8 protein-coding genes are annotated in these 13,401 nt (G+C 63.6%); 3 read left to right on the top strand and 5 right to left on the bottom strand.

Features of this window, described 5'->3' with window-relative positions:
• Positions 1–60: 60 nt before the first annotated feature.
• Both EPJ54_RS01690 and EPJ54_RS01685 read left to right on the top strand, forming a co-directional pair.
• Complete coding sequence (locus EPJ54_RS01690; protein ID WP_135209937.1) at positions 61–2,898, top strand: TSCPD domain-containing protein; 2,838 nt, start codon at positions 61–63, stop codon at positions 2,896–2,898.
• 490 nt (positions 2,899–3,388) lie between these two features.
• Positions 3,389–3,871, top strand: coding sequence for a pentapeptide repeat-containing protein (locus tag EPJ54_RS01685; protein WP_167755530.1), 483 nt, complete (start codon positions 3,389–3,391; stop codon positions 3,869–3,871).
• Here EPJ54_RS01685 and aspS read toward each other — a convergent pair whose 3' ends face one another.
• Positions 3,872–5,674, bottom strand: a complete 1,803-nt coding sequence (aspS, locus tag EPJ54_RS01680; RefSeq protein ID WP_135209935.1) for an aspartate--tRNA ligase — start codon at positions 5,672–5,674, stop codon at positions 3,872–3,874.
• 236 nt (positions 5,675–5,910) lie between these two features.
• On the opposite strand from aspS, the gene rnd reads away from it, so the two are divergent.
• Complete coding sequence (rnd, locus tag EPJ54_RS01675; protein WP_135209934.1) at positions 5,911–7,059, top strand: ribonuclease D; 1,149 nt, start codon at positions 5,911–5,913, stop codon at positions 7,057–7,059.
• Positions 7,060–7,118: 59 nt separating this feature from the next.
• Here rnd and EPJ54_RS01670 read toward each other — a convergent pair whose 3' ends face one another.
• The 4 genes from EPJ54_RS01670 to EPJ54_RS01655 all read right to left on the bottom strand — a co-directional run bounded on the left by EPJ54_RS01670 (position 7,119) and on the right by EPJ54_RS01655 (position 13,389).
• Positions 7,119–9,434, bottom strand: a complete 2,316-nt coding sequence (locus EPJ54_RS01670) for a TonB-dependent receptor plug domain-containing protein (RefSeq protein WP_239590714.1) — start codon at positions 9,432–9,434, stop codon at positions 7,119–7,121.
• A 116-nt stretch (positions 9,435–9,550) separates the two neighbouring features.
• Positions 9,551–11,539 carry an adenylate/guanylate cyclase domain-containing protein gene (locus EPJ54_RS01665; protein WP_135209933.1) on the bottom strand — a complete coding sequence of 663 codons (1,989 nt, stop codon included), beginning with the start codon at positions 11,537–11,539 and terminating at the stop codon, positions 9,551–9,553.
• A gap of 96 nt (positions 11,540–11,635) precedes the next feature.
• Positions 11,636–11,896 carry a DUF3297 family protein gene (locus EPJ54_RS01660; RefSeq protein ID WP_135209932.1) on the bottom strand — a complete coding sequence of 87 codons (261 nt, stop codon included), beginning with the start codon at positions 11,894–11,896 and terminating at the stop codon, positions 11,636–11,638.
• Positions 11,893–13,389 carry a Ppx/GppA family phosphatase gene (locus EPJ54_RS01655; protein ID WP_135209931.1) on the bottom strand — a complete coding sequence of 499 codons (1,497 nt, stop codon included), beginning with the start codon at positions 13,387–13,389 and terminating at the stop codon, positions 11,893–11,895. Before EPJ54_RS01655 ends, EPJ54_RS01660 begins: the two co-directional genes overlap by 4 nt.
• Between the last annotated feature and the right edge of the window lie 12 nt (positions 13,390–13,401).

The following is a 13,401-nucleotide window of genomic DNA, read 5'->3' as shown; positions in this document are numbered from 1 at the left end:
TACTAGATATTGATCCGACACGCGACGCAAGCGTATGTTCCGAGCCCGAAGGAGACTCCGATGGCTCAGGACTTCGATCAGGATTCGCGCGCGATCGCCCAAGCGCCCGCGCAATGGTCCGAGGCAATGGTGCAGGCTGCGCTCGAAGCCGGGATCGCCATCGACACGCCGTCAGGCCCCAGCATCACCAAAGCGCTAGCGCGGGCTACCGCAAGGCTTGGGTTCTGGGCTGAGGACAAGACGCTCGCCGATCGCCTTAACGCAATGATCGCCGCCGGCCAGGTCACACTCGATCCACCGCTCCTGCGCGCAGCAATGGCCGACGGCGCCGAGCTCGCACTTTCCGCAGCATTGCTCTATTGGCCCAAAGATAAGCGCGAAGAATTGAGCGCGATCGCGCGTGCGCAAACCTTGCTCGCCGCCGGCGCCAAGATCGGCATCGCCGGCAATCCCTCGTCCGCCGCACTCGACGCGCTCGACGCCGCCGCACGCATGGCCGATCCCGAAGGCCGCGACGGCGCCTCCATTCTCGTGCGCGCTGATGGCGACGCATCGTTAGCGCTTGTCGCCGACGAAGCCGCGCGCATTCGCGCGGGCGCAGCGCTCGCCGCCGGCGCACGCGCACTCGACACCGCGCTTGCGGATCTCGCCATCGAAGCCGTGCGCAACGGTTTGAACGTCGAGAATGGCGGCGTACGCCGCAAAGCCGCCGCCGCGCGCCTCGCGGGCGCACCCGATGCGGACATTCTCGCAGCACTCGCCGGCGCAGTGAGCCGCGGCGCCTATAGCGCAGCGCTCGACGCCGGCGCCGATCCCGCACGCCGCCGTGTCGCCATCGCTGCCTCCGAACCCGGCGCGCATACGCTGACCGCCTTTGGCGACAGCGCCATCGATCCGACCGGCGCGTTTGCCGCGAATGACGAAACCAGCGTCATCGGCGCCAGCATCGCGCTCGCGCGCTTCCATGATGCCGACAAGGGCTTCGACATCGCCGGCTTCGAAGCCGCGATCCGCGCGCTCGTGCAAGCGCTCGACGCTGCGCACGGCGCACATGGCGCGCCACGTCGCCCCATCCTCATCCGCCTCGAAGGCGTCGCCGCGCTGCTGATGCGCGCCGGTCTCGCGTACGACAGCGATGCAGGACGCACGCTCGCCGCCTCGGTCGCAGCGCTCGCGCACGCCACCGCGATCTCCGAGAGCGCCGCGCTTGCTGATGCGAAGCAAGCCTATCCGGAATGGAGCAAGTCGAAGCGCGCTGAAGAAGCGTCGCTGAAAGTTGCGCGTGATGCAGCCGCATCGCTCAAAGGCGCCATCGCCGCGCGTGCTCAGACGATCTATCGCGGACTCCCCGGCGCCAAAAATGCCGGCTTGCGCACCTCGGTCGCCATCGCCTTTGCGCGCGACATCGGCAGCGCGCGACGCTTGGGCGTTTCGGCCATTGGCGCCGCACCCGCGCCAGGCGTTGCGGGTTTCGGCCAGCGCGACGACGGCCGTTTCGGCCGCATCCTCAGCGACGACGCACGCGCAGGCCTCGCCACGCTTGGCTACAATGCCGACGAGATCAACGCGCTCACGCTTCACGTCGAAGGTCGCCGTACCTTGCGCGGCGCGCCGGGCGTCAATCTCGAACGCCTCGAGAAGCTTGGCCTCACCGAGCCTGCGCTCGAAGCCATCGAAGAAGCCGCCGCCGACGCCTTCAATCTGCGCGCCGCCGTGCACCCGCTCGTGATCGGCCCTGAGCTCTGCGAAGAAGTGCTAAAGCTTCCGCCTGACGTCGCCGCCGGCAAGCGCGGTGATCTCTTGAAGACACTCGGCTTCAGCGAAGATGATATCGCCGCCGCCGAAGCCTTCTGTATGGGCGCGGGCGATCTCAAAGGCGCACCGACCCTTGCCGACGCGCATGCCGCGATCTTCGCCAGCGACCGCGACATCGCGCCGGATGCGCGCATCGCCATGGCCGCCGCGACAGCGCCCTACGCACGCACCGCGCTCGACATCGCGCTCGGTGAAGCGGGGGCCGAACGCCGCGCCGAATTGCTTAAAGCAGCACAAGCCGCGGGCGTTGCGCTCATCAACATCCGCGCCGAAGCGCCGCCGATCACGCTAACGCTTCCGGCGCTGGAAGAAGATGTCGCCGAGGAAGCCCGGCCGGCCGCGCAAGCCGCGCCGGCAGCGCCGCAAACGATCGCCGTTCCGTCGCCAGCCACACTCTCCGTCAGCGAAGCGCCTGCCTTCAAAGGCCGTCGCCGCTTACCGGAACGCCGCAAAGGATACATCCAAAAATCGCAAGTCGGAGGTCACAAAGTCTATTTGCACACCGGCGAATATGACGATGGCGAACTCGGCGAAATCTTCATCGATCTGCACAAGGAAGGCGCGTCCTTCCGTTCACTGATGAACAATTTCGCGATCTCAATCTCGATCGGCCTGCAATATGGCGTGCCGCTCGAAGAATATGTCGACGCGTTCCTGTTCACGCGCTTCGAACCCGCCGGCGAAGTGCGCGGCAACGACACGATCCGCCACGCGACATCGATCCTCGACTACATCTTCCGCGAACTCGCGGTCTCGTATCTCGGCCGCGCCGATCTCGCGCAGGTCGATCCATTCGAAGCGCGCAGCGACGGCCTCTCCAAGCACGCGCAAGACGCCGAAAGCGCCGCACGCCTCATCTCGCGCGGCTTCGCCCGTGGCGCATCGCCCGACAATCTCGTGATGCTGCGCCCACGCGCTGCCGAGACCCGCGATCGTCGCGACGAGAAGCCGGCGGCAGCGCCCGCGCGCCCAGCCGCCACCGGCTATCGCAACGAGCCCTGCGGCGCTTGCGGCCACTTCACCGTCGAACACTCCGGCAAATGCGCCGCCTGCGGCGCGACAGGCGAGGCCAGCGGCGGCTAGGCGTCGGCTCTACGCGCGACTAAGCTAGGGCATGTCCAACAGCGCGCGCATTTGGATCGGCTACGCATTAATTGCAGCCACGCTGCCCGTATTCATCGGCGCTGCGTATCTGGGGATGGCGCTCGAAGCGACCGGGGCATCGGCCGTTGCGGTTGGCATTTGGGGCGCCTGGCCCACATTCTTGCTAGTCTACGCCTTCAACGCGCGCTGCTGGAAATGCAAAGAGCCCCTGCATCACCTCGCCACAAATCTCTATGCGCCAATCGTATTGCGCCGAAATTGTTTATCCTGCGGCGTGAGCCACTCCGCACGCCCGTAACCGAACGGGTTGGCGCACTATCGGCCCCACGCAAACCTGCGACTTGCCGGCTAATGCGAATACTTCTTGCGGAGCCGCAACATCCACATTGCCCACAGGTTAGACTGGCGCGCACGGCTTGAAACAATAAGTAACAATCCTCGCTTACCCACTTTTCACTGGCGCGAACACTTGGGCGGACCTATCCGCGTCCACGTGTTGACACAATTCCGCCTCCTCGCCATCGCGGGCGCTGCGCTGACCGTTGCGTTTGGCGGCCAGGCGCTCGCGTTCTGGCCGTTCGGCGGCTCGACACGCATCGCGCTTTCACCGGCTTATGGCGGGGTGTGCGAGGATTGCGACCTCTCGGGGCGCATCCTCGCCGGCGCCAAGATGTCGAATTCGGTGTTCAACGGCGCCGATTTTTCCAACGCCGTACTCACCCGCGCCGACGCAAGCGACACCGAATTCGTCGCAGCCAATTTCACCGACGCGGATTTGACGTTCGTGAATTTCACCAGCGCCGACGTCACGCGCGCGACCTTCACCCGCGCCAACATTTCCGGCGCCGATCTCGCCGAAGCCCGCGGCCTCACCCAAGCGCAGCTGAACCAAGCTTGCGGCGATGCGGAAACGCAAGCGCCGCAGGGCCTGCGCGTACGCGTCTGCGAATAATCAACTCTTCGGCGGCTCGACCACGCGGATGTGCAGTTCTTTCAGCTGCTTCGGCGTCACTTCGCCTGGCGCGTTCATCATCAGGTCTTGAGCCTGTTGATTGAACGGGAAGACGATCACTTCCCGGATGTTCTCGACGCCCGCGAGCAGCATGACGATACGGTCCACGCCCGGCGCCGAGCCACCGTGCGGCGGCGCGCCAAAGCGGAAAGCGTTTAGCATGCCGCCGAACTTCTCTTCCACCACGCTCTGCGGATAGCCGGCGAGTTCGAACGCCTTGATCATGATTTCCGGCTTGTGGTTCCGGATCGCGCCCGATGAGAGCTCCACACCGTTGCAGACGATGTCGTATTGGAACGCCGTGATCTTCTCGATCGTATCGCGATCGCTCACATCGAGCTTCAAGAATTTCTCGTGGTCGAAATTCGGCATCGAGAACGGGTTGTGCGAGAAGTCGATCTTCTTCTCTTCCTCGCTCCACTCGTACATCGGAAAATCGACGATCCAGCAGAATTTGAACTGGTCCTTGTCGGCCAGATTCAATTCGTCGGCGACTTTGTTGCGCGCGAGGCCTGCGAATTTATAGAAACTCGCCGGCTCGCCCGCGACGAAGAACGCGGCATCGCCCACCTTCAAACCAAGCTGCTCACGAATGGCGTTGGCCTTCTCGACGCCAATGTTCTTGGCGATCGGTCCTGCGCCGCCTTCTTCGCCTTCGCGCCAGAAGATGTAACCCAGACCCGGCTGGCCTTCGCCTTGCGCCCACGCATTCATCTTATCGCAGAACGCGCGCGAGCCGCCGTTCGGCGCAGGCACAGCCCACACCGCGGTTTTGGGCTTTTCGAGAATGCGCGCGAACACGCCAAAGCCGCCGCCGCGGAAGTGCTCGCTGACGTCTTGCAGGATCAGCGGGTTGCGCAGGTCCGGCTTGTCCGAACCGTACTTTGAGATCGCCTCGGCATAGGGGATACGCGGAAATTCGTTGGCCGGCGTCACGCGCTTGCCGTTGCCGAATTCCTCGAACACGCCGGCCAGCACCGGGCCGATGGCGTTGAACACGTCTTCCTGCGTGACGAAGCTCATCTCGAAATCGAGCTGATAGAATTCGCCAGGCGAACGATCGGCGCGCGCGTCCTCGTCGCGGAAACACGGCGCGATTTGGAAATATTTATCGAAGCCCGCCACCATGAGCAGCTGCTTGAATTGCTGCGGCGCCTGCGGCAGCGCGTAGAACTTGCCCGGATGCAGACGCGACGGCACCAAGAAGTCGCGCGCGCCTTCCGGCGACGACGCCGTCAGGATCGGCGTCTGAAACTCGGTGAAGCCCTGATCGATCATGCGGCGACGCAGGCTCGCGATCACTTGGCTGCGCAGCAGGATCGATTTGTGCAGCTTCTCGCGGCGCAGATCGAGGAAGCGATACTTGAGGCGGATGTCTTCGGGATATTCTTGTTCGCCGAACACCGGCAACGGCAGCTCTTCCGCCGCGCCCAGCACCTCAAGTGCTGCCGCCTGCACTTCAACGCCGCCCGTCGGCAGGTTCGCGTTCACGGTTTCCGCCGTGCGCTCCACCACCTTGCCGTCGATGCGGATGACGCTCTCGGCGCGCAGCCGTTCAGCCAGCGCAAACGCCGGGCTCGACGGCGCGATCACGATCTGGGTTAGCCCGTAATTATCGCGCAAATCGATGAAGAGCAGCCCGCCGTGGTCGCGCTTGCGGTGAACCCAACCAGCCAGGCGCACGTCCCTGCCGGCATCTGCCGGGCGAAGGGCGCCGCAAGTGTGGGTACGGTAGGCGTGCATGCGGGGCTCCGGAGAGTCGAAACGGGCTGAAATTTGCGCGGACAGGCGCATGCGGGCGCCCAGCTTGTCAAGGCAGGCGCCCCCAGGGCAGATCAGCGCTGCGCTACCGCAATGTCCCCGAAACGGCAACCAACTGTTCCAGCGTGGCTTTTAGCGCGCGCTGGAGGGCGCAAATCCATGCCCCCGCGCCCGCCTGCTCTTGACCCAGCCCCCGGCGCGCCCCAACCACCACTCTAATGCTCGTCATCACCAAAACCGCTGAGCTGGAAGCCGTGTGCCGCAAGATCGCGGCGCAGCCCTTCGTCGCGGTCGACACCGAATTCATGCGCGAGACGACGTATTGGCCGAAGCTCTGCTTGATCCAGGCGGCGGCCCCCGGCGTCGAAGCCGTGATCGATCCGCTATCAGCGGATATCGATTTGAAGCCCTTCTTTGAGGTCATGGCCAATGAAGCCGTGCTCAAGGTCTTCCACGCCGCGCGCCAGGATCTCGAAATCTTCCTGAACCTCAGCGGATCGCTGCCGAAGCCGCTCTTCGACACGCAGATCGCCGCGATGGCCTGCGGCTATGGCGACACCGTCGCCTACGACGCGCTGGTGCAGCAGGTGCTGAAGCGCCGCTTGGACAAATCCTCGCGGTTCACCGATTGGAGCCGCCGCCCGCTCTCGGAAAACCAGCTCACCTACGCACTCGCCGACGTCACGCATCTGCGCGACATCTATCCGCGCATGCACGACAAGCTGGCGAAGGACAATCGCTTACACTGGCTCGACGAAGAGCACGCCAATCTCTCGAATCCGGCCATCTATGACACGACGCCGGAGAAGGCGTGGGAGCGCCTGAAGCTGCGCAAGACAACGGCGGATTACGTGCTCGGTCTGCAAGTCGCCGCCGCCTGGCGCGAACGCCAAGCGCAACAACGCGACGTACCGCGCGGTCGCATCGTCAAGGATGAGGCGCTTTACGAAATCGCCGAGCATCGCCCCAAGAACGCCGCCGATTTCGACCGCATGCGTGCCGTGCCGCGCGGATTCGGCAATTCGCGCGCGGCGCAGGATTTGATCCACGCGCTCGATCGCGCCTTCGCCGATCCTGATCGTCCGGTCTACAAGCACACGCGTCCGCCGCCGCTGCCATCCAGTGTTGGGCCCACGGTTGAGCTGCTCAAAGTTCTGCTGCGCTATGAGGCGGACGAAAACGGCGTGGCGCCGCGCCTGATCGCCTCCGCATCAGATGTCGAAGCCATTGCCGCCAATGATGACGCTGACGTCGGGGCGCTGCGCGGCTGGCGGCGTGAAGTGTTCGGCGAACGCGCGCTGGCGCTCAAGCACGGCAAGCTCGCGCTGAAGCTCAAGAACGGCAAAGTCGCGGTCGAGGACAATTAAACGCAAACGGCGCCCAGCTCTCGCTGGACGCCGCTCTGCTTAACCTCGCTCCCGCGCGCTTAGAACGCGTACCGGCCCACGAGCTGGAACACCGGACCTGCAGTTTCGGTCTCCAATTCATACTCGTCATAGTTCCGCGCGAGCTGATCGGCTTCGGTCAGGAACTTATCGAACACTTCGTCCTTCGAGGAATCGAGCAGGTTCGAACCGGTGAGGCGCAGCGAGAAGCGCTCGCCGATGCGGTGTTCGACAAATAGCTCCAAATCAGCGCCGTACGAGATATTGACCTCTTCGCCGAGGATGCGCGTGAACGCATCGCCTTGCTGGCGATAGGTCGCGCCGAAGGACGTGTTCAAAGTCGGCATATCGTGGATGAAGCCCACATTGAACACATACTCGGATTGATTGTTGAAGCGACGCGAGCCGAATTCGTCGTCGATTTCCGAGTCGAGCCACGAATAGTTCACGAACACGCCGGTGTCTTCGAGACCGAACATGGTCAGTGGCGTCGAGAGATCGATCTCCGCACCCCACACGGCGCCGTCGCCCGTGTTGCGGATGCTGTATTCATAGACGATGGGGTCGCCTTCATCGTCCACGAAATCCTCGATCGCGCCGACATTGCCGTCATCGAGCCAGTCTTGGTAATCGTCGAGGAAGTCGTCGGTGATCGTGCCGGTGTTGTAGAGTTCAATGACGTCCTGAACGTCGCGATAGAATAAATTCACACCGAACACGCCGGCCCGGCCCAAGCGGCGCTCAAAGCCGACATCGATACCCCAGGCCGCTTCCGGATCGATGCCCGGATTGCCGACGAAATCGTTGTCTTCGAACTCGCCTTCAAACGTCGTCGGCATGATCTCGCGGAAGTTCGGACGACGCACGGTGCGTGCGACGCTGAAATTCAGGCGATTATCTTCCGAGAGATCAAAGCGCAGGTGTGCTGATGGCAGGAGGATGTTGTAATCGTTCGACGCCGTCTCGCCTTCGTCGCGATCGGTCACGTCGAGCTCGGTCATCTCGTAACGCAGACCGGTTTCCCACTGCATGCGGCCGTTGACGCCCGAGAGCATCAGGTACGGGTCGATGCGGCGTTCTTCGATTTCGAAATCGCCGCCATCGAGCAGGCCCTCATCGGTTTCAGCGTTCGGATCGGTGTAGGGGTCAGCGGCGTACGGCGGCGGCCCGTCGATCTCGAATTCACGTTCGGATGCGATGCCTTCACGCAGACGGCTGGAATAGTCGACGCCGATTTCGAAGCGCGTTTCGCCGCCCAGCGCGAATTCCTGGCCGATCGAGGCCGTCCATTCGTCGTCGGTGAAATTGAGGCGCTCTTCGCCGCCTTCGAACGCTTCGGCCAAGCCGCCATCGAACGAAGTTTCGGTTTCGCCTTCGGTGCTGTCTTCTTCGAAACGCGCGAAGCCCAAATCGACTTCGAATTTCCCGCCAAACAGCGGGTGCTCGAAATCGGCGCCGAACGCCATATTCGATTGCTCGATGAAGGCAAAGCCTGGCACAAGCGTGGTCAGGTCACCGCCTTCGTACTCGGCGGAATTCTCAATCTCTTCGCGGTCCGTGCGCACATACACGCCGGAGAGCTGTAACTCACCTTCGCCGACCGGCAAGAACACCGAGCCATTGAAGGTATAGTCTTCGCCGTCGCGCACGTCCGATTGCACTTCGATATTGTCGAGCGAGCCACCCGGTTCGTCGAAGCGCTCCGAGAATTTGTCCTTCGGGTTGTGGCGACCTTGGTAATTGAAGCCGAGCAGCACGCGCGCGGGGCCCACTTCGCCGCCATACACCACGCCAAGTAAGCCTTCGACTTCGTCGTCGCTGTAAAGCTGCGCGCCGCCACGGACATAGCCGCCATCCAGCGAATAGCCGTCGCGCATCACGATATTCAGCGCGCCCGCGACCGCATCGCCCGAGCGGTTGGCGGAGCTGCTGCGCACGATTTCAACGCGCTCAACCAATTCCGCCGGAATGCGATCGACAAAGAAAGTACGATCGAAACCAGAACCCGGCGCGCGTTCGCCATTGATCAAGACTTGCGTGTAACCGGCGCCCAAGCCGCGCAGTTGCAGATCGTCATACTCACCGATGTCGGAGCCCGCGAACGCAGCGCTCGGCGTGCGCTTCAGCATGTCGCCGACGGTGCGCGGCTCAAAGCGTTGGAAGAAGTCCAAGCCATATTCCAGCACCGGCGGCGCGCCTTCGATGCGGTCGCGGTACTGAATGTTGCCCAGAACGACGATATCCTCGGCCGTCTGCGTGCCGCGATCTTCTCCGGCCTCTTGTGCGTGCGCTTGCGCGGCTGCGCCCAACACCATCGCGGCGCTCATAAGCGCGGCTTTCGACATACGAATTCGCATTCCCAGAACCCCCTCGGATCAGCAGTCCGAGGCGGGCCTTTAGGGATGGTCGATGACAGTTCGGATTCGTTTGTGTGATGGAATTGTCAAACTTCGCAAGCGCACAAACTGCGATCTCAGGCCTTTAGCGCCTGCGCGCAGAGCCCCTTGAAATCGTAGTCCACGAAGGCCGCGCAATCGGGCCATTGCTTGGTTTCCAGCCAATATTGCGCAAGCCCCAAGCGCGCCGCGAGCGCTGGAAAACGCTCGAACTGCCAGATCGGCGTCCCGCCCGTGCTGACAAACAATTGTAGCGGCGCCTGTGAGCGCGCCATGCCGAAGCCCTTGTGGTTGTCTGGAGTTAGATCGCGCCCAGAATCGAGCGCAGCATTGAGCAGATCAAAAGCCTGGTCAGCGCAACCCGCGCCCGCAGCGACCAACACGCTCGATAAAGGTAATGGCTCACGGCTTTGCGCCAGCGCATCCAGCATAGCGGAGAACGCTTGCCGCCGATCTTCCGCGCTCAAGTGCAGCAACGCCGCATAAGTGCGCAACACGCCGACATCATGCTCGGTCACACCCCAACGCGGCGGCACGCCGGGTGCTGCGAGCGCCTCGGCTTCGTCTGGACGCTTAGCGACGCAGAGCGTCGTCCACATCAAATACCAAATGAACGGCGAGTCCGGCCAGCGCCGCCACGCTGCGCTAATGATCTCATACGCCGTCTGCACCTCGCCGCGCGCCGTCGCCAAGCTCGCGCGCACACCTTCAACCGCCGGCCCGAGCGGATCGAGCAAACTCGCCGTTTCCAGCGCCTTGGCCGCATCCTTCAACCGCCCGACGCCATAAAGCCATGCCGCGCGCGCCACATGCAGCGACGCATCGTTCGGCGTGCGCTTCAGCGCTTCATTCACTAGCCGGATTTTCTCGCCATGCTCGGCGAACGCTGGCTTCAGCAGCGACAGCGCCGTCAGCGCTTGCGCGCACTCAGGATCAAGCTCCAGCGCGCGATGCGCCGCCTCAAGCGCTGCATCATGCTCAGGCGAGCCGATCGCATCGCGGTCGCGCGGCAACAGCAACGCCCGCACACTCGCCAACGTCGCCCAGCCAATGGCGAAATCCGGCGCCAGCGCCACGCAGCGTTCGAGCAGCACCGAGGCCTGATCTTCCTCGACATCGCTCATCAGCAACCAGATCTGGCGCGCGCGGAGATAAAGCTCATACGCCGCCGGATCGATCGGATGTGCACGCTCCACTTGCGTCAGCGACCGCCTGAGCGAAGCCGCGACACGCCCCGCAATGTCATCCTCGAGCGCGAACGCATCGAAGCGATCGCCTTCATAGCGCTCGCTCCAAAGCGCCATCCCAGTGCTCGCGTCGATCAATTGCACGCTCGCACGCAAACGCGTGCCGCTGCAGCGCACCGCCCCATCCAGCACATGCGACGCTTTCAGCACCCGCGCCGCCTCTGTTTTTCGATCGCCGCGGAACTGAAACGCCGAGGTGCGCCCGATCACTTTGATCGTCGATTGGCGCAGCAACGTCGAGATAATCTCATCGGCCACGCCGTCGGAAAAATAATCCATCTCCGGCGCGTCGCTCTCATTGTCGAACGGCAGCACCGCCAGCACAGGCTCTGCCTTACGCGTGCGCGGCTTGGCGGAGGCGACAGGTTCGAGCGAGAAAATCTCAATCGTCTCGGCCATCTTATCGAGATGCACGGCGCCCGCCGGATGCAGTCGCTGCGCCAGCTTGCCGCGTACTGCGCGGCGCACATCCATCGACACGATCGTCGCGCCCGGCTGCGCCACCTGTTGCAAGCGCGCCGCGACGTTGACGCTATGCCCAAGCAGATCGCCGGTCTGCGTCACCAACACGTCGCCGATATGCACGCCGACACGCACGCTGCCGCGCTCGACATTGCTCCACAGCAGCTCGGCCGCGCCCAACGCGCCAGCGGCGCTGCAAAATTCAAGCATGAAGCCGTCGCCGGCCGTGTTGAAGATGCGCCCGCCGTGCACGAGTGCCGCGCCTTCCAACGCGCCGCGCAAGGCGCTCACCATCGACGCGGCCTGCGCCTCGTCGATTTCGGTCATCGCCGAATAGCCGGCGATGTCGATCGACATGATCGCCGCCAGCTTTCTGGGTCCGAGTTCCTCGCTCACCGGGCCATTATGGACCCGGCGCCCATGGGCCCGCCAGCGCGGACTTATCCCAAGCGATTACGACTCGCTCGGCTCGCCGGTCGAGTCCTGGAAATAGGGTTCCACTTTGCCGGAATATTTGATCGTGAGCTGCTTGCCCCTGCGATCCAGCGTCTTGCCCACAGCCAGGCGCACCCAGCCCTCGGACACGCAATATTCCTCGACGTTGGTCTTCTCGTTGCCGTTGAAGCGAATGCCCACGCCGCGCTCCAAAATCTCGGCGTTGTAGTGCGGGCTGTCGGGATCGACCGCGAGGCGGTCAGGCGGGGTGTCGCTCATATGATTTTCGTCTCCGATACCAAGCCGAGCGCGGCGGCGGCGTAATCCAGACGCCGCTGCGCCGTCTCCGTGAATAGATGGGCTGCGCTCTTCTTCACCCGAAGCTGCAGCCTGCCGTCAACTACGCGCAGCTCAAAGTTAGCCAAAAGCGTCTCGCTTCGCCCAGAAAGATCAGCGCCAAGCCGCAAAGCCGCCCCCAAGCCTGCCGCAGCAATCTGCTGCTCTTCATTGAGCAGGCGCAGATAGGCGGTGGCGTGGCGTGGCGGGCCCTTGTCGTAGCGGTGGTGAATGGCCGCCGCCAGGAACGCGCGCTCGGCGTGGCTCACCGCCGCCAGGGGCGCGCGCAGGATGAGATCGAAGATCACTTCGACGCGCTGATCCGGATGCAGTGGCCCGCCAATGTCGGCCAGGCGCGCGGCCGCACCCCGCAGCACACGCTCGCGCTTTTCGGGGAAGACCAGAGTTTGCCCCTCGAACATCGGCGCAATCCATTGCTCGAGTGCGGGGCCAAATTTGCGCGTGCGCGACATGCGCCCGGCCAACGCATCGGCTGTCGCAATCAGCGGATCTTCCTGAAGTGCTGCTTCGCTCATGCGCTCAATCAGAACGCCTTCGCGCAAACCAAAGGCAGAGAGAAACACGCGCTCGAACTGGCCCTCCAGCATCACGCGTTCAAGCACGACAGCGGCGTAGGGCAGCGAATCCGCGCGCTTCGCCGCTGCTTCTTCGAGCTTCTCCAGCGAGCGCTTACTCTGCTTGCGCACGACATCGACGACCTTCAGCACTTCGCTGCGGCTCATCTCATGCAAATGCAAAACGCCAAGCGGGTGGTTCGAGAGCGCGATATCAATCCGCCCCAATGCACGCCAGGCGCCGCCGACCGCGTAGAAATTGCCCCGCGTCTTGCCGAGCACGCTCGATCTCTTGAGGCTCGCATTCACGCGCTTGGTGACGTCGTCGTAGTCGAATTCCTTGCCTTCGATGAGGCTGAGCGGGCCCAAAGGAAAGGTCTCTCCACGGCCAACGCCTTTCGGACCAATCTCGATTAGCTCAAGGCTTGCGCCGCCCAAATCGCCGACAACGCCCTTCGCATCGGCCACACCTGCGCTGACGCCCAAAGCGGAGAGGCGCGCTTCATCGGCGCCGTCGAGAATGCGCAGTGCGATTCCGGTCTCAGCTTGCATACGCGCCGCAAACGCCTGCCCGTCGCTCGCGTCGCGCACCGCCGCTGTACCCACCGCAAACACGCTGCGCACGCCGGCCGCTTCAATCAGAGTCGCAAAGCGCTTCAGCGCCCGCATCGCCTGTTCGACGCCATCCTTCGAGAGAGCGCCCGTGCGCGAAAGATCGCGCCCCAAGCCCGCCATGACCTTCTCGTTCAAGATCGGCGTCATGGCGCGGCCGTCGATGCGATAGACGACCAGGCGCACCGAATTGGAGCCGACGTCGATGACGGCGCTTTCCTGGCCGTCGCGCAGCGGGGCCCGGCTCATTGCTCAAATGCC

The organism is Vitreimonas flagellata (assembly GCF_004634425.1).
Taxonomy (GTDB): Bacteria; Pseudomonadota; Alphaproteobacteria; order Caulobacterales; family Aquidulcibacteraceae; genus Vitreimonas; species Vitreimonas flagellata.
The sequence above is the reverse complement of the archived record's forward strand: the minus strand, read 5'-3'. Positions and strand labels throughout refer to the sequence as shown.

What these genes read in the sequence shown, in the direction of transcription:
- EPJ54_RS01690 (WP_135209937.1), top strand. Translation starts at nt 61, where the DNA reads ATGGCTCAGGACTTCGATCAGGATTCGCGCGCGATCGCCCAAGCGCCC.
- aspS (WP_135209935.1), bottom strand. Translation starts at nt 5,674, where the DNA reads ATGCACGCCTACCGTACCCACACTTGCGGCGCCCTTCGCCCGGCAGAT.
- rnd (WP_135209934.1), top strand. Translation starts at nt 5,911, where the DNA reads ATGCTCGTCATCACCAAAACCGCTGAGCTGGAAGCCGTGTGCCGCAAG.
- EPJ54_RS01670 (WP_239590714.1), bottom strand. Translation starts at nt 9,434, where the DNA reads ATGCGAATTCGTATGTCGAAAGCCGCGCTTATGAGCGCCGCGATGGTG.
- EPJ54_RS01665 (WP_135209933.1), bottom strand. Translation starts at nt 11,539, where the DNA reads ATGTCGATCGACATCGCCGGCTATTCGGCGATGACCGAAATCGACGAG.
- EPJ54_RS01660 (WP_135209932.1), bottom strand. Translation starts at nt 11,896, where the DNA reads ATGAGCGACACCCCGCCTGACCGCCTCGCGGTCGATCCCGACAGCCCG.
- EPJ54_RS01655 (WP_135209931.1), bottom strand. Translation starts at nt 13,389, where the DNA reads ATGAGCCGGGCCCCGCTGCGCGACGGCCAGGAAAGCGCCGTCATCGAC.